The organism is Rhodopseudomonas infernalis (genome assembly GCF_022271405.1).
In the GTDB taxonomy this organism is placed as follows: domain Bacteria; phylum Pseudomonadota; class Alphaproteobacteria; order Rhizobiales; family Xanthobacteraceae; genus Rhodopseudomonas; species Rhodopseudomonas infernalis.
In genome coordinates, this window is record NZ_JAJNAL010000014.1 from 73,795 (window position 1) to 93,455 (window position 19,661).

At 67.1% G+C, this 19,661-nt stretch carries 23 protein-coding genes and 1 riboswitch; of the genes, 9 read left to right on the plus strand and 14 right to left on the minus strand.

Annotated elements, in window-relative coordinates:
• Nucleotides 1-22 precede the first annotated feature (22 nt).
• The gene (locus LPW26_RS11940) at nucleotides 23-526 is read right to left on the minus strand and encodes a flavin reductase family protein (RefSeq protein WP_238735418.1); all 504 of its coding nucleotides are present in this window, start codon (nucleotides 524-526) and stop codon (nucleotides 23-25) included.
• Between the two features lie 75 nt (nucleotides 527-601).
• The gene (locus LPW26_RS11945; protein WP_238735420.1) at nucleotides 602-1,819 is read right to left on the minus strand and encodes an acyl-CoA dehydrogenase family protein; all 1,218 of its coding nucleotides are present in this window, start codon (nucleotides 1,817-1,819) and stop codon (nucleotides 602-604) included.
• Between the two features lie 131 nt (nucleotides 1,820-1,950).
• Here LPW26_RS11945 and LPW26_RS11950 point away from each other — a divergent pair, with 131 nt between their 5' ends.
• The gene (locus LPW26_RS11950; protein ID WP_238735422.1) at nucleotides 1,951-2,892 is read left to right on the plus strand and encodes a LysR family transcriptional regulator; all 942 of its coding nucleotides are present in this window, start codon (nucleotides 1,951-1,953) and stop codon (nucleotides 2,890-2,892) included.
• A gap of 45 nt (nucleotides 2,893-2,937) precedes the next feature.
• Here the strand turns inward: LPW26_RS11950 and LPW26_RS11955 are convergent, their stop codons facing one another.
• The 7 genes from LPW26_RS11955 to LPW26_RS25405 all read right to left on the minus strand — a co-directional run bounded on the left by LPW26_RS11955 (nucleotide 2,938) and on the right by LPW26_RS25405 (nucleotide 9,282).
• Nucleotides 2,938-3,909: an ABC transporter substrate-binding protein gene (locus LPW26_RS11955; protein WP_238735424.1), complete on the minus strand. Its 972-nt coding sequence runs from the start codon at nucleotides 3,907-3,909 to the stop codon at nucleotides 2,938-2,940.
• A gap of 35 nt (nucleotides 3,910-3,944) precedes the next feature.
• Nucleotides 3,945-4,763: an ABC transporter ATP-binding protein gene (locus LPW26_RS11960; RefSeq protein WP_238735425.1), complete on the minus strand. Its 819-nt coding sequence runs from the start codon at nucleotides 4,761-4,763 to the stop codon at nucleotides 3,945-3,947.
• A 52-nt stretch (nucleotides 4,764-4,815) separates the two neighbouring features.
• Nucleotides 4,816-5,556, minus strand: a complete 741-nt coding sequence (locus LPW26_RS11965) for an ABC transporter permease (RefSeq protein WP_238735426.1) — start codon at nucleotides 5,554-5,556, stop codon at nucleotides 4,816-4,818.
• Entirely contained in the window at nucleotides 5,549-6,940 is a 1,392-nt protein-coding gene (locus LPW26_RS11970; protein WP_238735427.1) for an amidohydrolase family protein, read from the minus strand. Before LPW26_RS11970 ends, LPW26_RS11965 begins: the two co-directional genes overlap by 8 nt.
• Entirely contained in the window at nucleotides 6,937-7,146 is a 210-nt protein-coding gene (locus LPW26_RS11975) for a hypothetical protein (RefSeq protein ID WP_238735428.1), read from the minus strand. Before LPW26_RS11975 ends, LPW26_RS11970 begins: the two co-directional genes overlap by 4 nt.
• A gap of 230 nt (nucleotides 7,147-7,376) precedes the next feature.
• Complete coding sequence (gene fsrB / locus LPW26_RS11980) at nucleotides 7,377-8,690, minus strand: siderophore utilization protein FsrB (RefSeq protein WP_238735429.1); 1,314 nt, start codon at nucleotides 8,688-8,690, stop codon at nucleotides 7,377-7,379.
• A gap of 253 nt (nucleotides 8,691-8,943) precedes the next feature.
• The gene (locus LPW26_RS25405) at nucleotides 8,944-9,282 is read right to left on the minus strand and encodes a hypothetical protein (RefSeq protein ID WP_406677450.1); all 339 of its coding nucleotides are present in this window, start codon (nucleotides 9,280-9,282) and stop codon (nucleotides 8,944-8,946) included.
• A 9-nt stretch (nucleotides 9,283-9,291) separates the two neighbouring features.
• Here LPW26_RS25405 and LPW26_RS11990 point away from each other — a divergent pair, with 9 nt between their 5' ends.
• The 3 genes from LPW26_RS11990 to LPW26_RS12000 all read left to right on the plus strand — a co-directional run bounded on the left by LPW26_RS11990 (nucleotide 9,292) and on the right by LPW26_RS12000 (nucleotide 12,498).
• The gene (locus tag LPW26_RS11990; RefSeq protein WP_238735431.1) at nucleotides 9,292-10,164 is read left to right on the plus strand and encodes an IclR family transcriptional regulator; all 873 of its coding nucleotides are present in this window, start codon (nucleotides 9,292-9,294) and stop codon (nucleotides 10,162-10,164) included.
• Nucleotides 10,165-10,243: 79 nt separating this feature from the next.
• On the plus strand, nucleotides 10,244-11,221 hold the full coding sequence (locus LPW26_RS11995; RefSeq protein WP_238735432.1) for a Bug family tripartite tricarboxylate transporter substrate binding protein: 978 nt from the start codon (nucleotides 10,244-10,246) through the stop codon (nucleotides 11,219-11,221).
• Between the two features lie 59 nt (nucleotides 11,222-11,280).
• The gene (locus LPW26_RS12000; protein WP_238735434.1) at nucleotides 11,281-12,498 is read left to right on the plus strand and encodes an ABC transporter substrate-binding protein; all 1,218 of its coding nucleotides are present in this window, start codon (nucleotides 11,281-11,283) and stop codon (nucleotides 12,496-12,498) included.
• Nucleotides 12,499-12,549: 51 nt separating this feature from the next.
• Here LPW26_RS12000 and LPW26_RS12005 read toward each other — a convergent pair whose 3' ends face one another.
• Together LPW26_RS12005 and cutA are read right to left on the minus strand one after the other, a co-directional pair.
• Nucleotides 12,550-13,524, minus strand: a complete 975-nt coding sequence (locus tag LPW26_RS12005; protein WP_238735436.1) for a YheT family hydrolase — start codon at nucleotides 13,522-13,524, stop codon at nucleotides 12,550-12,552.
• An 8-nt stretch (nucleotides 13,525-13,532) separates the two neighbouring features.
• Nucleotides 13,533-13,859, minus strand: a complete 327-nt coding sequence (gene cutA / locus LPW26_RS12010; protein WP_238735438.1) for a divalent-cation tolerance protein CutA — start codon at nucleotides 13,857-13,859, stop codon at nucleotides 13,533-13,535.
• Between the two features lie 98 nt (nucleotides 13,860-13,957).
• Here cutA and LPW26_RS12015 point away from each other — a divergent pair, with 98 nt between their 5' ends.
• Both LPW26_RS12015 and LPW26_RS12020 read left to right on the plus strand, forming a co-directional pair.
• Nucleotides 13,958-14,170 (plus strand): FmdB family zinc ribbon protein, encoded by a 213-nt coding sequence (locus LPW26_RS12015; protein WP_238735440.1) that lies wholly within the window; start codon nucleotides 13,958-13,960, stop codon nucleotides 14,168-14,170.
• A 95-nt stretch (nucleotides 14,171-14,265) separates the two neighbouring features.
• Nucleotides 14,266-14,763 carry a hypothetical protein gene (locus tag LPW26_RS12020; protein ID WP_238735443.1) on the plus strand — a complete coding sequence of 166 codons (498 nt, stop codon included), beginning with the start codon at nucleotides 14,266-14,268 and terminating at the stop codon, nucleotides 14,761-14,763.
• A gap of 201 nt (nucleotides 14,764-14,964) precedes the next feature.
• On the opposite strand, the gene LPW26_RS12025 is transcribed toward LPW26_RS12020, so the two are convergent.
• The 3 genes from LPW26_RS12025 to cobT form a co-directional block, all read right to left on the minus strand.
• Complete coding sequence (locus tag LPW26_RS12025) at nucleotides 14,965-15,210, minus strand: hypothetical protein (protein WP_238735446.1); 246 nt, start codon at nucleotides 15,208-15,210, stop codon at nucleotides 14,965-14,967.
• Nucleotides 15,211-15,351: 141 nt separating this feature from the next.
• Nucleotides 15,352-16,029, minus strand: coding sequence for a 5,6-dimethylbenzimidazole synthase (gene bluB / locus LPW26_RS12030; protein ID WP_238735449.1), 678 nt, complete (start codon nucleotides 16,027-16,029; stop codon nucleotides 15,352-15,354).
• An 18-nt stretch (nucleotides 16,030-16,047) separates the two neighbouring features.
• Complete coding sequence (gene cobT / locus LPW26_RS12035; RefSeq protein WP_238735452.1) at nucleotides 16,048-17,103, minus strand: nicotinate-nucleotide--dimethylbenzimidazole phosphoribosyltransferase; 1,056 nt, start codon at nucleotides 17,101-17,103, stop codon at nucleotides 16,048-16,050.
• Between the two features lie 96 nt (nucleotides 17,104-17,199).
• A riboswitch (cobalamin riboswitch) is annotated at nucleotides 17,200-17,416 on the plus strand.
• Nucleotides 17,417-17,538: 122 nt separating this feature from the next.
• Here cobT and LPW26_RS12040 point away from each other — a divergent pair.
• Genes LPW26_RS12040 through cobW form a run of 3 tightly spaced genes read left to right on the plus strand, consistent with a single transcriptional unit; the run spans nucleotide 17,539 to nucleotide 19,531 of the window.
• Nucleotides 17,539-17,988 carry a DUF1636 family protein gene (locus tag LPW26_RS12040; RefSeq protein ID WP_238735454.1) on the plus strand — a complete coding sequence of 150 codons (450 nt, stop codon included), beginning with the start codon at nucleotides 17,539-17,541 and terminating at the stop codon, nucleotides 17,986-17,988.
• Nucleotides 17,985-18,527, plus strand: a complete 543-nt coding sequence (gene cobU, locus LPW26_RS12045; RefSeq protein ID WP_238735457.1) for a bifunctional adenosylcobinamide kinase/adenosylcobinamide-phosphate guanylyltransferase — start codon at nucleotides 17,985-17,987, stop codon at nucleotides 18,525-18,527. Before LPW26_RS12040 ends, cobU begins: the two co-directional genes overlap by 4 nt.
• Complete coding sequence (cobW, locus tag LPW26_RS12050; protein ID WP_238735458.1) at nucleotides 18,524-19,531, plus strand: cobalamin biosynthesis protein CobW; 1,008 nt, start codon at nucleotides 18,524-18,526, stop codon at nucleotides 19,529-19,531. The genes cobU and cobW overlap by 4 nt, the downstream gene beginning before the upstream one ends.
• The last annotated feature ends 130 nt before the right edge of the window (nucleotides 19,532-19,661 follow it).

The following is a 19,661-nucleotide window of genomic DNA, read 5'->3' on the forward strand; positions in this document are numbered from 1 at the left end:
CGACCATTTGGCTGCGATGCGCTCAGCACACCGGCTGGACGGCGCAGAAGGCGCGGTTGAAGTGGACCAGCGGCTCGCCGTCGGGCTGCAGGCACGACGACTTCACTTCGCAGAAGAACACCGAATGCTGCCCGACCTCGGTCTCCTGGATGACTTCGCAGTCGAGCACGGCGAGCGCGTCGGCAAGCGCCGGCACGCCGCTGGCCAGCGCGGTCCACTGCTGCGGATCGAACCGGTCCGCGCCCCGCACCTGCGGCGAGGCGAACAATTCGGCGATGCCGGCCTGATCGCGCGACAGGATGTTGATGCTGACACGCCTGGTGACGCTGATGACGCCGCGCGTCCCCGCGCCGCGATTGACGCAGGCGATCAGCGACGGCGGATCCATTGTCAGCGAACACACCGCCGTCATGGTCAGCCCGTGCCACGCGCCGTTGTCGCTGGTCGCCACAATACACACGCCGCCGGCGAGGAGGCGCATGCTCTGCTTGAACAGGTCCGATGAAATCGGTGTTTCGGAGATCATGTCACCTTCCTCGCGCAGCGCGGTCGGCCGCCGCGGCCGACACGACGTCCGACATCGCGTCCGACGCCGCCGGCCTCAGGCGAACGGCGCGGCGCGCGGATTCTCGCCGAGATCGCCGGTGAGCTTGAACTGGCCCATCATGCCCGACACGGTGTCGAAATCGATCACCGCGTGGTGGCACGCCGTGCTGATGTCGCGAAACGCGCGGTAGACCGGGCTGCCTTCGTAGATGCCGGCTGCGCCCGACGCGGCATAGATCCGGTCGATCGCGCGGCGGCACAGCTCGACCACATAGGCTGCATCCCAGCGCATCTGGATGCGGTCCTCGGTCGACATCGGCGCCTGATCGACCGCCATCAGCACGTCGAAGCGCTCGCACATATCCGTCAGCAGCCGCCGCGCCGCGGCGATCTCGGCGCTCGACTCGGCAACGCGCTTCTGCATCGAGGCATTGACGGCCTTGACCACGCCGGCCGGCGTCACGCGCTTGGCGGTGGCTTCGATGAAGGCCTTGAGGCCGCCCTCGGCCATGCCGAGCACCGAGCCCGACAGCATCGCCGGCAGGCCGGAATACACCGACAGCCGATAGGTCGGCGCCTTGGCGTGCGGGCTGAGGCCGAGGAAGGTCGGCTGCGTCGGCACCGCGCGATGCGCCGGGATGAAGGCGTCGGTCACGACCAGATCCTTCGAGCCGGTGCCGCGCATGCCGAGCGTGTGCCAGGTGTCGACGATCTCGACGTCTGCGAGCGGCACCATGACGTGATGGATCAAGTAATCGTCCGGGCCGGGGCTGGCATGACGCGAGCCGACGATGAACCACGGCGAATGATCGCTGCCGCTGCCGAACTGCCAGCGCCCGGTCAGGCGCCAACCGCCCTCGACCGGGGTGAGCACGCCGGCCGGCGCCAGCGAGCCGGCCACGAGGTTGTCGGCGTCGCCCTCATAGACTTCGCGCTGACACTCTTCGGGGAACCGGCCGATGATGTAGTCGTGCGCCACGCACACCATCAGCACCCAGCTCGCCGCCGAGCACACCTTGCCGATCTCCGCGCAGGCCCAGATGTGGGCGCTCGGCGACATTTCGTAGCCGCCGAACTGCCGCGGCGTGATCATGCGGGCGAGGCCGGATTCGCGCAGCGCGTTGGCGGCGTCGTCGGCGAGCCGCCGCTGCTTGTCGCTCTCATGGGTGGTCGCGGCGATACGCGGAAGGATGGAGCGCACCGCAGCCTTGTAATCGAACTCGGAACCGATCGCGTCGGCGTGAGACTTTTCGATGGCGACAGCGCTGTTCATTTCAGATCTCCTGAGCGGGTGATAAGCTTGGCGCCGCAGCGCGACGCGACCTTGGCCACTGTTAGTCTGCGCGTAGCAGCACGATGTCGGCCGCCTTGATGTAAGTCAAATTCATAGTCATAATCTCCTGCATGAGCCGAATTCATGAACACCTCGACCTCAATCTGCTACGCGTGTTCCTGGCGATCTGGGACCTGCGCAGCCTCACCGCGGCGGGCGATCGGCTCGGCCTGACGCAGCCGGCGATCAGCCATGCGCTGCGGCGATTGCGCGAGCGCTTCGGCGATCCGTTGTTCGTGCGCGTGGCCAATCGGATGCTGCCGACCGACGCGGCGGTGCGTCTGCACGAGCCGCTCGATCAGGCGTTCGAGCTGCTCAATCGCACGCTGCAGAGCGGCGTGGTGTTCGATCCACGCATCACCGAGCGCACCTTCCGGGTGGCGATGTCGGATATCGCCGAGGTCTACATCCTGCCGCGCCTGATGAGCGAGTTGTCGCGGATCTCGCCATTCGTGCGTGTCCATGTCGTGCCGCTGCTGCCCGACAGCGTGGTGAGTTCGATGCGGTCCGGCGAGATCGATCTGGCGATCGGCGCCATCAGCGCGCCCGACAAGGACCTGATCAGCATCGACACCTTCAACGATCGCTACATCTGCCTGGTGCGCGCCAACCATCCGATCGCGAAGTCGCGGCTGACACGGTCGAATTTGTCGCGGATGCGTTTCTTCTTCGCCCGGACGACGTCGTCGGTGCATCAGCTCGCCGAGCAATGGCTCGCCGATGAGGACGCGCGCCCGCGCATTGCAGTGCGGGGGCATTTCACCACCGCGCCGGAAATCATCCGCCACTCGGACCTGGCGGCGATCTTCCCGCGGCTGCTCGCGCTGGATCTGCATCGTGCGCGGGATTTCCGATTGCTGGAACTGCCGTTCGAACTGCCGCCGATCGAGGTCCGGGTGCACAGTCATTCCCGCTTCGCGAACGACACCGGCATCAAATGGATGTGCCAGACCAGCGCCGCCCTGCTCAGCCAGGAGAACGACGATCAGCGCCGAACCAAGGAGCGGCGCTGATCGGCGCCGCTGCTTGCTCCGTTACTTGCTCCGTTACTTGCTCCGTTACTTGCGCGGATCGAATTTGGTCGAGAACGCCTCGGCCGGAACGGTGTCGAGATATCCGCCGCCCATCACCTCGTTGGCCATCGCGCCGAAGCGCCGCAGCGCCGCGATGGTGGCGTCGTCCCACTTCGTCGTGTAGTCCGCCAGCACGCGCTCGCGCAACAGCTTCACGGCCGCATCGTCGAGCCCGTATTTCTTGCCATAGGCCTCGAACACCTCGGGATGGGTCTTGACGTAGTCGATCGCTTCCAGCCACGCCTTGTTGAAGTTGGTCAGCGTTTCCGGCTGCGCCTTGATGAAATCGTCGTTGGTCGAGTAGCCGATCCACAGGAAGTCGTCGCCGGTGCCGGCCTTGTAGGCGTCGGCCAGATTGCCGATCGACCGGTACTTGCCTGACGCTTCGAGCTTGGCGGCGAGCGGATCGAACATCACGGCCGCATCGATCTCGCCCTTGTCGAGCAGCGCCGGCAGCAGGCCGGGGCCGGCGAACTGCAGGTCGCCGGTCTTGCCCGGATCGAAGTTATGGAATTTCGACGCGATCACCCGGAACAGTACCGTGGCGGTGCCGGCGGCGCCGGCGAACGAGCCGACCTTCTTGCCCTTGAGATCGGCGATGCTCTTGATCGGCGACGCCGCCGGCACGATGACGTCGACGGTGACGCCGCGGCCGACTGGGAAGATCATCGTCACCGGCATGCCCTTGCCGCGGAACTGCGCGATCGCGGTCCAGCCGCCGAAGCCGACGTCGACATCCTTGCCGCGGATCGCGGTGAACAGACCGTCGAGCGTCGGATAGGCGCGATACTCGGCCGCGAAGCCATATTTTTTGTCGATGCCCTGATCGATCATCGCGCGCGAGCCGATCTCGTTGAGAGACTGCGCGAGGTCGCCGATCCGCACCTTGACCTCAGCGGTGGCAGCACTGGCCGTCGCCAGCATGACGGCGGCGATAACACCAAGTCGAACTAGCATACGGGCTCCATGGGTCGGTGGTTGATATCGACGGTTCAGAGGTTCATGCGGGCAGCAGTGACGCGGTCGAGGTCGTCGACCAGCCTGGCTTGCGGCGCAGGCGCCGGAGGCGCGCTGGCGTCGCGACCAAAACCGTCGCCGAATGCCCGGATCACGTCGCGACTGAGTTCGAACACCGCGGAGTCATCGTAGCTGCGCGGACGCGGGATCGGCACGCGCATCTCCTGCTGGAACGCGCCGCCCGACATCACGAGAATGCGGTCGGCCAGAAAGCAGGCCTCGTAAGCGTTGTGGGTGACGAACACGATGGTCTTGCGGGTTTCTTCCCAGATCGTCAGCAGATCGGTGCGGATCCGCCGCGCGGTGATCTCGTCGAGCCCCGAGAACGGCTCGTCCATCAGCAGTATGCCGGGCTCGACGCACAGGGCGCGCACCAGCGCCAGCCGCTGCGCCATGCCGCCCGAGATCTGGTGCGGATAGTAATCGCGGAATTCCGACAGCCCGGTCATCGCCAGATAGCGCGACTTCAGCTCTTCCCAGCGCGCGGGCGGCACCTTGCAGCTCGACAGCGCGAAGTCGAGATTGCCTTCGGCGGTCAGCCACGGCAGCAGCCGCGGCTCCTGAAACAGATAGCCCACCCGTCCGGCGCTGACGCGGGCCTGGCCCTCGTAGACCTTGTCGAGGCCGGCCAGCACGTTGAGCAGGGTCGACTTGCCGCAGCCCGATGGGCCGAGGATGCACAGGAACTCGCCGGCGCCGACCTCGAGGTCGAGGTTCTTGAGCACGGCCCGCGAATTGCCGTCGCGGTCCTTGAAGGTCTTGCGGAGCGAGGCGACCTGAATTGCGGGCTTCATACTGACAACTTCATACTGAGGGCTTTACACCGAGAGCTTCATACCGAGAGCTTCATACCGAGACTTGGGGGCGCCATGCGAAGATGCGACGTTCGATCGGCTTCAGGACCAACAGCTCGATCATGAGCATGATGATGGTGAACAGCAGAGTCCAGGCGAGCACTTGCCGCATATCGGCGAGCTGGTACCAATAGAACAGCTTGAACCCGACGCCGTTCGGCCGGCCGATCAGCTCGACCAGCACGGTGATCTTCCAGATGATACCGAGGCCGAACCGCGCCGATGCCATCACATAGGGGAAGATCTGCGGCAGCAGCACACGGCGCACGATGTCGGGCCGCGACGCCTCGAACACCCGCGCCATCGCCACCAGCTTGGTATCGACGTTCTTGACGCCCTCCCAGATATTGATGGTAATCGACGGCGCCGCCGTCACGGCAATCGCGATGATCGCCGCGCCCTCGTTCAGCCCGAACCACATGAACGCCATGATGGCGTAGCACAGGCTCGGCACCGTCAGCCCGATCATCACCCAGACGTCGAGCACGGCTTCGGCGCGGCGGTTCAGCCCCATCAGCACGCCGATCGGCACGCCGAGCAGCAGCGCCAGCAGCAGGCCGCCGACGACGCGCAGCATTGTCATCGCCACATCGGTCTCGACCCGGCCGCCGGCGATCTCGCCCCACAACACCTTGGCGGTCTCGACCGGACCCGGGAAGATCTCGGGCGGCAGCGTCAGTGACAGCAATCCCCAGACGATCGCCGCCGCCACGAAGGAAAATACCTTAAGCATGGTGGGACTCCCGGATGATCCGTGCGTCTGGAAGAGTGATCCCGGAGCGGGCAGCGCAGCGGCGGGCGACCTGATCGACCTCCGCGAGCAGCTCGTCCTCGTCGACAGTCTGAACCTTGCGGTCCCGCATCACCAGCGTTCCGTCGATCACGACGTCGCGGACGTCGGCCCCCCGCGCGCTGTAGACGAGCGCCTTCTGCGGATCGAACAGCGGCGACAGATGGGGCTGCCGGGCCTCGAGGGTAATCAGGTCGGCGCGCTTACCGATCTCGATCGAGCCGGTATCGGGCTGTCCGATCGCCCGTGCACCTTCGACCGTCGCCATCCGCAGCGCCCGTGCGGCGGTCAGCGCCTCGGGGTCGTTCGCCGCGGTCTTGGCGGTGGCGCAGGCGTATTTCATGCTCTCGAAAATATCCTGCCCGCAATTCGCCGCGGCGCCATTGGTGGCGAGGCCGCAGGTAATCCCGGCCGTGAGAAACTCGCGGATCGGCGGAAATCCTGTGCCCCAGAACAGCCGGGTCGGCGGATCGAACAGAACGGCGGTGTTGCTCGCCGCCAGCAGCTCGATCTCGTGCGGCGACACGTCCGAACATGCGATCGCCTGGACGTCCGGCCCGAGGCAGCCGACCTCCTCGAGCAACTCCACCTGCCGGATGTCGCGGCCGAAATGCTGCGCGATGATCCGGTTGAATTCCGGCGACTCGGCGACGTGCATGTGCAGCGCGAGGCCATTGTCGCGCGCGATGCGCCGCGTGATGCGAAACCCGGCCTCATCCAGCACCCATGGCAACAGCGGCCCGATCGACAGCCGCAGTCGGCCGCGCTCCGCGCCATGCCAGCGACCGGCGAGCCGCGCGACCCGGGACGCCTGTTCGGCCGCGGTTTCGCAGAAGCGCGGATCGAATGCGCGAGCCTCGGTGGCGCGCGCCACGGTGCCGCGGATACCGCTGTCGCGCATCGCCCGAAACGCCGCATCCTCGACGTCCGAGCTGGCCTGCGGCGGCATGAAGATGTTTTCGACCAGGCTGGTGTTGCCGTTCTTGATGTTCTCGACGCAGCCGAGCAGCTCGGCGACATACAGCGCGTCCTCGTCCATCGCCGCCATCATCGGCATGATGAGATCGAGCCATTCGAGCAGGCGCCGCTCCGGCCCGATGGTCCGGCCGAATGTCATGCACAGATGGGTGTGCGAATTGACGAGGCCCGGTAACACGATCCGCCCGGTCGCATCGATCACGGTATCGCAGCTCGCAGCAGCCGCAGCGGTATAAGTCTCGACCGCGACGATGTCGCGCCCCTCGATCACTACCAGACCATCCTCGATGATCCGGTCCGCACCGTCCATCGTGAGCACCAGCCCGTGCTGAATGGCGGTACGCGTCATCGCGGCTCTCGATGGTGCATCGAGATGCGTGCCGAAGCCAACGCCTGGATGGCAGCACCGGACAAATCGGAAGCTCCGAGGCCGGTAAATACCTCGTAGTTGGTCGCCCGGCGGCTTTGCTTTGCACGGCTCATTGAGAAAAAATGGCCGGCTTGTTGAGCTAAGTCAAATTCATGACAGTAATTCCTTCCATGAAACTCATTCATGGAAGTCAATCCGCTGCACAGTAATTCGCCCGCCTGCTAGTTATTAGTTCATGGCCTGCACAGCGCCCGTGCTGCAGGTGCGAGATATAGATTGCGGTCATCGCGCACGTCGGTGCTCGACCGGCTGCGTCACGCCGACGCAATCGCCGGGGAGACTATCTCGGAAAGCGGAATCTCCCGGCGCCGAGCTGCGCCGGGGCCGGACGATGGCCCCTCGCTGTCAGCGGCGCTTATCGCGCCCGCTCCGGACTCGTCGACAGCCCGATCCGCGCGCCGCGTGGACCTTTGTCCGCGGCGCTGCGGCGGGAGGCGAGCCGCGCCCGTCGCTTCCGCGCCCAGATCACCACACCGGTCACCGACAGCGCCGCGACCACGAGACCCATCGCCGAGATCAGGATGCGGCCCGGCAGGCCGAGGATACGGCCGGAATGCAGCGGGAGCTGCATCTGCACGAAGACGTCGGCGGCGGTGCCGACCCAGGGCAGCCGCTCGCCGATCGGGCGACCGTCCTCGCTGTCGTAGTACAATTGCGCAGGCCCGACGCCGGCGGCGCCGTGCTCCTCGCCGGGCTTGAAGAACTGCGCGGCGAACACGCCGTGGGCCGGACCGTAGAACAGCGAGCCGAGCGGCTCGGTGAAGCCGCGCGCCTTGGCGTCGGCGCTGGCGCGCTCGGCGATCTGGGCAAACGTCATCTTCGGCTCGATCGGATCGTCGAGGCTGCGATACGGCCGCTGCTCGAACGGGGTCGGCGTGTAGTTCGACACCGTCTTCATCAGCGGCGAAAACACCTCGAAATACAGATTGAGCGAAAACGCCGTGAACGCGACCACGAACAGCACCGCCCAGGTCCACAGGCTGAAGGCGCGGTGAATGTCGAAATTGATCCGGTAGGCGCTGCCCGATGTCTTGATCTTCCAGGCCGGCGCCCAGCGCGCCCAGAACCCCTTGCCGAGTTCGCGTTTCACCGCAGGCGCCTGTCCGGCGCGCAGCAGCCGGCGCGCCGGCAGCGTCAGATAGAAGCCGACGAAGCAATCGATCGTCCAGATGATCGCGATGATGCCGAGCAGCCGCGCACCCCAGCGGTCGCTGCCCCAGAATTCGGGGACGTGCATGGTGTAGTGCAGCTTGTACAGAAACGAGACGAAGTTCTCGCGATTGACCGGCCACACCGCGCCCCAATAGCGGCGGCCGAGTTCGGCCCCTGTGTTGGGGTCGAGGAAGATCTGGTTGTAGTCGAGCGTATAGCGCTTGCCGGTGGCCGGATCGATCCGCGGCTGCACGAAGAACGCCAGCGAGTGGCCCGGCTCAGGCGTCATTGGGAAAAAGATGACGCGCGCGCGCGGATCGCGCTGCTCGATCTGCTTGGCGAGGTCGACCGAGGGGATTGCCGGCCCCGAACTCGACACGTCGAACAGCCTGGAGTTCAGCGTCTCGTCGATCTCGTGATCCCACGAGATCACCGCGCCGGTGACGCCCGAGAAGAACAGGAAAGCCGCGGTCAGCAGCCCGGCCCAGCGATGCAGACGCCCGAACGCTGCCCTCATGCGACGCTCCGCAGTACGGATCGCGCATCGAGCGTGAGGGCGATCGACAGAAGGCTGGTTTGGGTCATGGCGCGTGGTCGCTGGGTCAGAGCCGGTTTGACCCGCTCTACCCCGTCGCGCCGCAGATTGCAGGGCTGCGCGCTTGGAATCGTTTCAAACTGGGCACGCGCTGAAAGGCGCGTGCTGCGTCTTAAGGGTTCTCAGGCCGCGTTGCGACATCGTGCCTCGGCCGACCTCGCGGGTCACAGGACCATCAGGCCGACCAGCGGTCTTCCTCCTCGCGATGCGCCTGCTCGTTCAGCCGCTGCGCAATGTCTTCGGCGATCTTCTTGGATTTCGCCTCGGCGATCTTTTCGCCGTCCTGGGTTTTCAGCTCGGTCCGCTCGGCATGAACCGGGAAGTCATCGGGCTCGAGTTTGTCTCCTTTGATCTCGTCGGGCATCGCTCGTCCTCCGCCTTGGCTTGTCGTTGTAGGGAACAACGTTCGTGCGCCCCAATGGTGCCACCTTTGCACAGCGCCAGTTTTGTCCACATAGTGGACGAATATTGCGTCGTATTGATAATAATTGGACATCGCGTCGATCGTCTTCATAATGCGCTCATGCTTGAAGACACCCCGCCTCATCTCACCGCTGCGCCGACCCTGACCGCCGCCATGCTGGCGGACAGCGCCGGCGACGCTGCGTTCGCCACCACGCTCGCGAAGGGCCTGATCGTGCTCGAAGCGTTCGATGCCGCGGCGCCGCTGCTCGGCAATATGCAGATCTCGGCCCGCACCGGCATTCCGCGGCCGACGGTGGCGCGGCTGACCCACACGCTCGCGGAGCTCGGCTACCTGCGCTACGACCCGGCGCTGTCGAAATACGGCCTCGGCACCCGCGCGCTGCGGATCGTCCGCCCGCTGCTCGCCGACATGCCGTTCCGCCAATTGGCGCGGCCGCTGATGCATGACCTCGCCGTCAGCGTCCGCGGCACGGTATCGATCGGCCTGCTCGACGGCCCGTCGATCATCTATGTCGAGACCGCGCGCTCCGGCGACGTCGGCCCGCACAGCCCGGACATCGGCCTGCCGATCCCGGTCGTTCGCACCGCGATGGGCCGCGCCGCCGCGGCGCTGCTGCCGGACGACGAAGCCGGCGCGCTGGCGGCGCAACTCGCCGCATCCGACGCGGCGATGTGGGAGAGCTACGCGGAGCTGTATCGCGCCGGCCTGACCCAATGCGCCGAGCGCGGCTTCTGCACGTGCTTCGGCGAATACATGCCGGCGATCCACGCGGTCGCGGCGCCGCTGTTTCGCGCCAAGTCGCTGCAGCGGACCTTCGCGATCAATTGCGGCATCCCCGAATTTCGCCTGCAGCCGGGCCAGCTCGAGGCCGAGATCGGCCCGCGGCTGCGCGCGCTGGCCGCCAGCATCCGCGCGCTGGTCGGCGAGGCCGAGCCGGTGATCCCGCCCCGAAAGGACGAGCCCGCCTGAACCGCGCGCCGCTCAGGCGATCGCACACCTTCAGGTCCGCCAGCCCAACGAGCGGACCGGAGCAACCAAGGAGGACGACATGCCCCTGACCCGACGCACGCTGCTGGCCTCGGCGGCCGCATTCGCCGCCGCACCAGCTCTGCCGGCCCTCGCCAATGCCGAATGGCCGACGCGGCTGGTGCGCATGATATCGCCCTACGGCGCCGGCGGCGCCAACGACATCTCGCTGCGGATCTTCAACGAGTTCTTCGAGCGCGAGCTGAAGCAGCAGTTCATCGTCGAGAACAAGCCCGGCGCCGGCACCCGCATCGCCAACGAGGTGGTCGCCAAGGCCGCGCCTGACGGCAGCACTTTCCTGTATGTCGCGGCGCCCTACGCTACCGCGGAGGCGCTGTTCGGCAAGCTCGGCTACGACCGCAAGGACCTCGCGCCGGTCGCGATGGCGGTGACGGCGCCGATCTTCCTGATGATCAACGCCAAGTCCGAGTACAAGACGCTGCCGGAACTGATCGCCTACGGCAAGGCGCAGAAGGACGGGCTGACCTTCGCGTCCCCGGGCCCCGGCTCGCAGCCGCATCTCGCCGCCGAACTGCTGTTCAAGACCGCCGGCGTCAAGGGCCTCAACATCCCGTTCCGCGGCGACTCCGCCTCGTACACCGAGCTGCTCGCCGGCCGGGTCGATGCGACCTTCACGGCGATCAGTTCGGCGCTGCCGCACATCCAGGCCGGCAATTTCCGCGTGCTCGGCGTCGCCTCCGCGACGCGCAGCACGATCTATCCGGACGCGCCGACGCTGGTCGAGCAGGGCTTCCCGCAGATCGTCGCGGCCGGCTGGTACGGCTTCATGGCGCCGGCCGCGACGCCGGCGCCGATCGTCGCCAAGCTGCAGGACACCGTGCTGCGCGCGCTGCAGGACCCCACCGTCAAGCAGAAGCTGCTCGATCAGGGCCTCGAAGCCAGCGGCCGGCCCGGCGCCGCGTTCGCAGCCTTCATCGACGAAGAAACCGCCAAATGGAGCAAGGTGATCGAGGAGGCCGGGCTGAAGGGACAGCCATAGGCCGCCGCGCCGGCGGCCACGATGCGACGATCGAAAGACAAAAACCAACGAGGAACGTCATGAGGACACTGATCGCCGGCCTCGCCGCCGCGATGGCCATCGCCTGCGCGGCTCCGTCCGCCCACGCCCAGAAGAAGTACGATGCGGGCGCCACCGACGCCGAGATCAAGGTCGGCCAGACCGTGCCGCTGTCCGGCCCGGCGTCGGCCTATTCGTCGATCGCCAAGACCCAGGCCGCCTACATGCGGATGGTCAACGACCAGGGTGGCGTCAATGGCCGCAAGATCAACCTGATCCAGTACGACGACGCCTACTCGCCGCCCAAGACGGTCGAGCAGGTGCGCAGGCTGGTCGAGGGCGACGAGGTGCTGCTGACCTTCCAGATCATCGGCACCGCGCCCAACGCCGCGGTGCTGAAATATCTGAACGCCAAGAAGGTGCCGCAGCTGTTCGCCGCCACCGGCGCGGCGCGCTTCACCGATCCGAAGAACTTCCCTTGGACGATGGGCTTCAACCCGAGCTACTTCGTCGAAGGCCGGATCTACGGTCAGTTTATTCTGAAGGAGCATCCGAACGCCAAGGTCGGCGTGCTGTGGCAGAACGACGACCTCGGCAAGGACTATCTGGCCGGCATCAAGGCCGGGCTCGGCGACAAGGCCGCCAGCATGATCGTCGCCGAAGCGTCCTACGAACTGTCCGAACCGACCATCGACTCGCAGATCCTCAAGATCCGCGACTCCGGCGCCGACCTGCTGTTCAGCGCCGCGACGCCGAAGCAGGCCGCGCAGGCCATCAAGAAGCTGCACGAAATCGGCTGGCACCCCATCCACATCATCGACATCAACGCCGGCTCGATCGGCGCGGTGCTGAAGCCGGCCGGCCTCGACGCCTCCAAGGGCGTGATCAGCGTCGGCTACGTCAAGGAGCCGGACGATCCGCAATGGGCGAACGATGCGGGCAACAAACGCTATCTCGACTTCATGGCGAAATACTATCCGGACGGCGACCGCAATTCGAGCTTCAACGTCTACGGCTACATCACCGCGCAGCTGCTGGCGCAGGTGCTGAAGCAGTGCGGCGACGACCTGACGCGCGAGAACGTCATGCGCCAGGCCAGCAACCTCACCAATGTCCCACTCGACATGCTGCTGCCCGGCATCTCGGTCACCACCACGCCGACCGACTACCGCGTCAACAAGCAATTCCAGATGGCCAAGTTCGACGGCCAGAAATGGGAACGCTACGGCGACATCATCACCGACCAGGCGAAGGAGTAGCGTAGCCCCTCCCCAAGCACGACGCGCCTCCTCTCCCGCTCGCGGGAGAGTTCAGGCCGTGCCTAACCACGCGCACACCGCCTCGGGCATCGCGTGGACCTCGCCCGGAAACGGCCCCGTCGCGAATCCGACATGGCCGCCGTCGTTCGGCTGCACCAACTTGACGTCGTCGCCGACCTGATGCGGCGCCGGCAGCGCGGCGCCGGGGACGAACGGATCGTTGCGCGCATTCAACACCAGCGCCGGCACGCGGATCCTGTGCAGATGCGGCTTCGACGACGCCCGCGTCCAGTAATCGTCGACATCGGCAAAGCCGTGCAGCGGCGCCGTGAAGGCGTCGTCGAAGGCGCGCAGCGTGGTCGCCTCGAGCATCCGGTCGCGATCGAACAGGCCGGGATGCTGCCGCCATTTCGCCAGCGCACGTGGCTTCATGGTGCGCAGGAAATTGCGGGTGTAGATCCGCCGATTGAGGCCGGAGTCGATCGCGGCGCCGGCGGCGAGCAGATCGAGCGGCGCCGAGATCGCCGCCACCGCGCGCACCGTCTGCGCCGCGCCGTCTCCCGCCTCCTCGGTCCAGCGCAGCAGCGCATTGCCGCCGAGCGAGACGCCGGCGGCGATCACCGGCGCACCGGCGCGCTCGCGCAGCCGGCCGAGCATCCAGCCGATTTCCTCGAAGTCGCCGGAGTGATAGGAGCGCGGCGCCAGATTGGGCTCGCCCGAGCAGCCACGGAAATGCGGAACGCTGAACCGCCAGCCGCGCGCCTGTGCGGCCTTCGCGAAGGCGATCGCGTAGCTGCTCGACGACGAGCCTTCGAGCCCGTGAAACAGAACCAGCCACGGTGCGCCGGCCGGCCCCGCGAGGTGATCGACGTCGATGAAATCGCCGTCCGGCGCCTGCCAGCGCTCGCGATCCAGCCGCAGCGCGTCGGACCGCCGCGGCCTGGCGAACAGCGCCGGCCAGATCGTCTGCAGATGGCCACCCGGCAGCCACCACGGCGCTCGGTAATCGCCCAGAACGTCGCGCATCAAATCCCCTACTCCGCCGCCACCTCGCGCCGCAGCCAGCCGAGATATTTGTCGGCGCCGGCTGTCACCGGCAGCTGAATGATCTCCGGCGTGTCGTAGCTGTGCAGCGAGACGATCAGATCGCGCAATGCGGCGAATCTCTCCGGCATGGTCTTGAACAGCAGCAACTGCTCTGCGTCGCTGGTGATCTTGCCGTCCCACCAATAGTGACTGGTGATCGCCTGGATCTGGACGCAGGCGGCGAGCCGGGCTTCGAGCGTTGCGACCGCTAATCGTTCCGCTTCTTCCTTGCTGGGCGCCGTGACCATCACCACGCAGGCGTCGGCCTGATCCATCACCGTCATGCTCCTTATGGCCTAGGTCCCGTGCGTTGCGCGCGGGCTTGGTTGTTTGCTAACGCAGCCCGATCCGCAGTTCCGCTCAGGAGGCCGTCATGCCGATCTACGGCTATGTCTGTAACAAATGCGGGCACCGCTTCGAAACGCTGCTGTACGCGAACGAGACCGCGAACTGCCCGTCCTGCCAGAGCACCGACCTCGACCAGCAGCTGTCGCTGATCGCCAAACCGGCCAAGGCCGGCCCGGACGTGCCGATGTGCGACGGCGCCGGCGGCTGCGGCCGCTGCTCGCCCGATCTGTGCGCCTGATCCGCGACCTTGCGGCGCTTTGCCTGAAGGAACGAACCCGCGTCCGTCGCCGTTCTGCCCGCTGACCTCTCACTCTCCAAAGGCAGCGAAGCATTATGGCGCAGATCACCCGCGTTTTCGAAAATCCTGGCCGCGCCCAGGCCGCGCTCGGCGAATTGAAGGCGCAAGGCTTTGCGGATGCCGAACTGACGCCGATCGCCGAGCAGCGCGGCCGCAGCCTGCTGCGGGTGGACGCGCCGTTCGGCACCGCCCTCAAGGTCGAAGCCATTCTGAAGCGCCATGCCAATGGCGGTGCGCCGGCCAAGCCTGAGCCGGTGGCCGCGCCGGCCGCTGCGCCCCCCGCCGCAGAGCCGCAACCCGTCCCGCGGACGCAAACCGCGCCGGCCTCGACCGCCCCAGCCAAGACCGTTGGCGCCAAGACCGCCGCGCCGGCTCGCAGCGGCTCGCACGACGGCGTCAGGAGCGGTCCGCGCACCCTGTCGCAGCTGCTCGGCATTCCCGAACTGATTGATTCGGATACGTTCTTCTCGGGCTTCCCGCTACTGATCCGGCCGACGCCGAAGCTGACGGGTGATTCGACCAAGCGCAGCTGATGCTGCCTAGCCTCTCCCGCCAGCGGGAGAGGTCGGATCGCATAGCGATAGGGTTGAGGGCACTCCGCTTCTTGGATCGCGGATTCAATGCCTGAGGCGCCCTCACCCCAGCCCTCTCCCGCAGGCGGGAGATGGGGTGCGCGGGGCTGCGGCTCGGCAGTCCCTCGATTGCTATTGCAAGAAATTCAGCCGCGACGCGAGCTACTCCGCCTTCTCCGTCGTCCGCGTAGTGCCGCGGCGCGCGGCTGAGGCGCTGGCGCCGGCTTCGCTGCAGGGGATCGGGGTCCAGCTCCCGTCCGGGGCCTTCATATAAGATGTGCAGCCGTTCGAGGTCGCTTCGCTGGCGTTGCGTTGCTGGCCCTGATTGTTGGCCAGCGTCGGCGCCGACAGCAGCGTCGTTGCCGCAAGGGTCGCGATGCCTAAGATCTGAATGCGGGAAGATGTCATGTCCGGTCCTCCTTTGTCGGAACGGGCCGGACTATTCCGACAAATTGTGACAACTTCTTGCAAATGTGGCGCGCCAAAGACGTCTTGCTTAATGGCTGTTAAAAAGCCACCCGCATGCGTACGGATGCGTACTTATCAAGGTCAGCGATACAGCACGCCGCGTCCGGCTGACGTCCGATCCTGCCAGTTGAAGCGCACCAGCTCCGGGTCGACATGCTCCTCGACCGGCCAGCCGACGCACAGATAGGCGATGAACTTCCAGTCCTCCGGCACGTCGAGATCGGCGGTCGCGGCTTGCGGATCGAGGATCGACACCCAGCCGACGCCGAGGCCGAGCGCGCGGGCCGCCAGCCAGAACGTCTCGATCATCGCCACCACCGAATAGTCCAGCGCTTCCGGCATGGTCTGGCGTCCGACGCCGAGCCCCTGCGGCGTGGCGCGGTCGCAGAACAGCGCGAACTGCCGCGGCGCGACGTCGATGCCCTCGAGCTTGAGCTGCGCGTACTGGACCGCGCGCTCGCCCCGATAGGCGCTCGCCGCCATTTCGTTGCAGCGGATGAAATTGCCGCGGATCCTGGCCCGCATCGCCGCGCTGTCGACGCTGACCCAGCGCCACGGCTGGCTGTTGCCGACCGAGGGCGCCAGCTGGGCGAGATCGAGCAGGTGCTCGATCAGGGCCGAATCCACCGGATCCGGCTTGAAGCGGCGAACGTCGCGCCGCCACGCGATCAGCTCGGCGAATCTCTGCTGGAATGCCGCGTCGAACACTGGCGGCCTGGGCTGAACATGGGCTTGGTCACCGTTGCGAGGCTCGGCCATCTGGCTCTCCCGATCGATCTACAGCTTACCGGCCAGAACGTCGGACAAATCGGCCACGTCGGTCATCAGACGCGCGGCGGCGCGCAGCAGCGGCACCGCCAGGATCGCGCCCGTGCCCTCGCCGAGCCGCAGGTCGAGATCGAGCAGCGGCCGCGCCTGCAGCGCCGTGAGTGCGAGGTCGTGGCCGCGCTCGGCCGAGCGATGCGCGAACACGCAGTAATCGCGCGCGGCGGGGACGAGCCGCGCCGCCAGCAGCGCCGCCGCGGTGGCGATGAAGCCGTCGATGATCACCGGCCGGCGTTGCGACGCCGCGCCCAGCACGGCGCCCGCCATCATGGCGATCTCCAGCCCGCCGAATTCGCACAGCACCTCGAACGGCTCGGTCGCGGCGCTGCGAGCGGCCGCCATCTCGATCGCCGCACGCTTCTTGGCCATGCCGGGCGCGTCCTGCCCGGCGCCGACGCCGATGCAGGCATCGAGCGGCGCCGGCGCCAGCCGGTGCAGCAGCAGCGACGACGATGCGGTGTTGCCGATGCCCATCTCGCCGAGCGCGATGACGTCGGCGCCCGCCTTGATCTCGGCGATCGCCAGCTCGGCCCCGCGGCTCAGCGCCAGCGCCGCCTCATCCGGCGTCATCGCCGGCTCGCGCGCCGCATTCCCGGTGCCCATCCGCACCTTGGCGTCGATCAGATCGGGATGCTTCGGCAGTTCGGCCGCGACGCCGGCGTCGATCACCCTGACATCAACATGGCTGCCGGCCGCGAAGGCGTTGGCGCAGGCCTTGCCGGCCAGATAGGTCATCACCATCGCCACCGTGACGGCGGATGGATATTGCGACACGCCCTCGGCGGTGAGGCCATGATCGCCGGCGAACACCATCAGCACCGCGTTGTCGCAGCACGGCTCCGCCGGCTGACGCATCGCGCCGAGCGCGACTGCCAGATCCTCGATGCGGCCGAGCGAACCGGGCGGCTTGGCCTTGCCGTCGATCCGGGCGCGCAGCCCCGCTTCCAGCGCGCGGTCCACCGGCACGATCGTCGGCGGCTGCCAGGCAACGAGTGTATCGATCGGCATCGTCGGTCCCTGCTATGCGTGAACCTGCGCAAGTGACGGAAGTCGGCAGCGACGTCAACTCCACCTTCCGCGCGGTTGACCCAGGCGGTGGCCGCAGATACCGTGACCGGTGATGGTCCTTCCGCATGGAAGGTGAAAAGGGAATCCGGTGCGGGCGACGTTTGATCGCTCCAATCCCGGTGCTGCCCCCGCAACTGTAAGCGACGAGCCCGCGCCTCTGCCACTGGGACATTCCTGACAACGGGATCCTGGGAAGGCGGCGACAGGGCAACGACTCGCGAGCCAGGAGACCTGCCATCGGCAACAGTGCTTTGGAGGCGTCGGGGCGGGGTGCACCGGACGGAAAGCAGCACGGTGGCGCATCGCGCGTCACCTCGCGCGATCCGACAAAGCTCGAAGCTGTCAGGCGCCGACGGCGCAGCCGCGAGCGAGGGCATGGATCACCGCCCCACCGATCAATCGAAGAGCACGCCATCTGCCGGCGACGCTGTGGCATCGCCGCAGCCGACCGGCCCGGTGGTGATCAGCGTTTGCGTCTCCTGCAAATCGGCCGACGGCCTCAATGCCGGCGCGCCGATGCTGGAGGCGATGCGTGCCGCGCTGGCCGACGCCGCCGACGTCCAGGTGCGGCCGGTGCAGTGCCTCAGCGTCTGCAAGCGCCCCACCACCGTCGCGGTGACAAGCGCGGATGGCTACAGCTTCGTGTTCGGCGATCTTGTCCCGGAGACGGCCGCGGAGGCCATCGCGTCGTTCGCCGCGTCCTATCGCGATAGTCCCTACGGCCTGGTGCCGTGGCGGCAGCGCGCCGAGGTGCTGCGCAAGGGCATGGTGACACGGCTGCCGCCGCTCGGCTGGTCGCCCGACGATGGCCGCGCACCGACATGACCGCGCTGGTCTCCACGCTGGTGCTCGGCGGTGCGCGCTCCGGCAAATCGGTGTTCGGCGAAAAGCTGGTGCTCGGCAGCGGCCTCTCCAAGATCTATCTCGCCACCGCGACGCGCAGCGACGGCGAGATGACCGAGCGCATCGCGCATCACCGCAGTCGCCGCGCCTTTTCCGGCTGGACCACCGTCGAGGAGCCGCTGGCGCTGGTCGATGCGCTGACGCGCGAAGCCGGCCGCGGCCGCGCCGTGCTGGTCGACTGCCTGACGCTGTGGCTGTTCAACCTGATGGAAGCCGGCCGCGATCCTGAAGTCGAAGCCAAGCGGCTGACCCGCTATCTCGGCGTCGCCACCGCGCCGATCGTGCTCGTCTCCAACGAAGTCGGCTTCGGCCTGGTGCCGGAAACGCCGCTCGGCCGCGCTTTCCGCGACGCGCAGGGCCGCCTCAATCAGATCGTCGCCGCCACCGTCCCTCAAGTCGTGTTCGTCGCCGCGGGCCTGCCGCTGTGGCTAAAGCGTTCGAATCCGGAGACCCCATCATGACGAACCGTATCCCCGTCACCGTGCTGACCGGCTTTCTCGGCGCCGGCAAGACCACGCTGCTGCGCGAACTGCTGACTCAATCGAACGGCCGCCGCATCGCGGTGATCGTCAACGAATTCGGCGACGCCGGCTTCGACGGATCGCTGGTCGAGGATTGCGGCGACGCCGCCTGCGCGCCCGACGACATCGTCGAACTCACCAATGGCTGCATCTGCTGCACGGTGGCGGACGACTTCATTCCGACCATGGAGAAGCTGCTGAACCGCGACCGCCCGCTCGACGCCATCGTGATCGAGACCTCGGGGCTCGCACTGCCGCAGCCGCTACTGAAGGCCTTCGCCTGGCCGGCGGTGAAGACCCGCGCCACCGCAGACGGCGTCGTCACCGTGGTGGATGCGCTGGCGCTCAGCGAAGGCCGCATCCCGCTCGACGACGATGCCACCAAGGCCAAGCGCGACGTCACCCATGACGATCCGGTCGAGGAAGTGTTCGAGGATCAGCTCGCCTGCGCCGATCTCGTGGTGCTGTCGAAGAGCGACCTGGTGGCGCCCGATCTGCTCGACGCGCTGGAAGCAAAACTCGCGGCGCGGCTGCGGCCGAACGTCCGCATCGTGCGCTCGCACGGCGCGCTGGCGCCGTCGGTGCTGATCGGCCTCGGCTCCGCCGCCGAGGATGACCTGGCGGCCCGCATCGGCCACCACCCCGAGGGCGTCGAACACGACCACGACGATTTCGACTCCATCGTGGTGACGCCGCAACCGGCCGACACGCTCGACGCGATGCGCAGCCGTGTCGATGCGGCGCTCGGGCTCGACGGCGTGCTCCGCGTCAAGGGCCACGGCCGGATCGCCGGCAAGCCGGCCGCGGTGGTGGTGCAGGCCGTCGGCACCCGAATCGACCTCGCCTTCGCCCGCCCCGACGCCGCCCGCGCCGACCATCTGGTGGTGATCGGCCTCAAAGGCTTCGACGCCGACGCCGCCCGCCGCGCGCTGGTCGGTGCCTGACACGATGATAAGTCCTCGCGTTCGTCATCCTGAGGTGCACGCCGACTTCGGCGTGCCTCGAAGGATGGCGGGGGCACGGACTCGCGGCCATCCTTCGAGGCGCGCACTTGCGTGCGCGCACCTCAGGATG

Excerpts from the sequence above, each read along its gene's own strand:
- LPW26_RS11965 (WP_238735426.1), bottom strand. The coding sequence starts at position 5,556 with ATGCTTAAGGTATTTTCCTTCGTGGCGGCGGCGATCGTCTGGGGATTG.
- LPW26_RS11960 (WP_238735425.1), bottom strand. The coding sequence starts at position 4,763 with ATGAAGCCCGCAATTCAGGTCGCCTCGCTCCGCAAGACCTTCAAGGAC.
- LPW26_RS12020 (WP_238735443.1), top strand. The coding sequence starts at position 14,266 with ATGGCGCAGATCACCCGCGTTTTCGAAAATCCTGGCCGCGCCCAGGCC.
- cobW (WP_238735458.1), top strand. The coding sequence starts at position 18,524 with ATGACGAACCGTATCCCCGTCACCGTGCTGACCGGCTTTCTCGGCGCC.
- LPW26_RS11940 (WP_238735418.1), bottom strand. The coding sequence starts at position 526 with ATGATCTCCGAAACACCGATTTCATCGGACCTGTTCAAGCAGAGCATG.
- fsrB (WP_238735429.1), bottom strand. The coding sequence starts at position 8,690 with ATGAGGGCAGCGTTCGGGCGTCTGCATCGCTGGGCCGGGCTGCTGACC.
- LPW26_RS12000 (WP_238735434.1), top strand. The coding sequence starts at position 11,281 with ATGAGGACACTGATCGCCGGCCTCGCCGCCGCGATGGCCATCGCCTGC.
- LPW26_RS12025 (WP_238735446.1), bottom strand. The coding sequence starts at position 15,210 with ATGACATCTTCCCGCATTCAGATCTTAGGCATCGCGACCCTTGCGGCA.
- LPW26_RS12005 (WP_238735436.1), bottom strand. The coding sequence starts at position 13,524 with ATGCGCGACGTTCTGGGCGATTACCGAGCGCCGTGGTGGCTGCCGGGT.
- LPW26_RS11995 (WP_238735432.1), top strand. The coding sequence starts at position 10,244 with ATGCCCCTGACCCGACGCACGCTGCTGGCCTCGGCGGCCGCATTCGCC.
- LPW26_RS11975 (WP_238735428.1), bottom strand. The coding sequence starts at position 7,146 with ATGAATGAGTTTCATGGAAGGAATTACTGTCATGAATTTGACTTAGCT.
- LPW26_RS11955 (WP_238735424.1), bottom strand. The coding sequence starts at position 3,909 with ATGCTAGTTCGACTTGGTGTTATCGCCGCCGTCATGCTGGCGACGGCC.
- LPW26_RS11970 (WP_238735427.1), bottom strand. The coding sequence starts at position 6,940 with ATGACGCGTACCGCCATTCAGCACGGGCTGGTGCTCACGATGGACGGT.
- cobU (WP_238735457.1), top strand. The coding sequence starts at position 17,985 with ATGACCGCGCTGGTCTCCACGCTGGTGCTCGGCGGTGCGCGCTCCGGC.
- cutA (WP_238735438.1), bottom strand. The coding sequence starts at position 13,859 with ATGGATCAGGCCGACGCCTGCGTGGTGATGGTCACGGCGCCCAGCAAG.
- LPW26_RS25405 (WP_406677450.1), bottom strand. The coding sequence starts at position 9,282 with ATGAAGACGATCGACGCGATGTCCAATTATTATCAATACGACGCAATA.
- LPW26_RS11945 (WP_238735420.1), bottom strand. The coding sequence starts at position 1,819 with ATGAACAGCGCTGTCGCCATCGAAAAGTCTCACGCCGACGCGATCGGT.
- cobT (WP_238735452.1), bottom strand. The coding sequence starts at position 17,103 with ATGCCGATCGATACACTCGTTGCCTGGCAGCCGCCGACGATCGTGCCG.
- bluB (WP_238735449.1), bottom strand. The coding sequence starts at position 16,029 with ATGGCCGAGCCTCGCAACGGTGACCAAGCCCATGTTCAGCCCAGGCCG.
- LPW26_RS11950 (WP_238735422.1), top strand. The coding sequence starts at position 1,951 with ATGAGCCGAATTCATGAACACCTCGACCTCAATCTGCTACGCGTGTTC.
- LPW26_RS12015 (WP_238735440.1), top strand. The coding sequence starts at position 13,958 with ATGCCGATCTACGGCTATGTCTGTAACAAATGCGGGCACCGCTTCGAA.
- LPW26_RS11990 (WP_238735431.1), top strand. The coding sequence starts at position 9,292 with ATGCTTGAAGACACCCCGCCTCATCTCACCGCTGCGCCGACCCTGACC.
- LPW26_RS12040 (WP_238735454.1), top strand. The coding sequence starts at position 17,539 with ATGGATCACCGCCCCACCGATCAATCGAAGAGCACGCCATCTGCCGGC.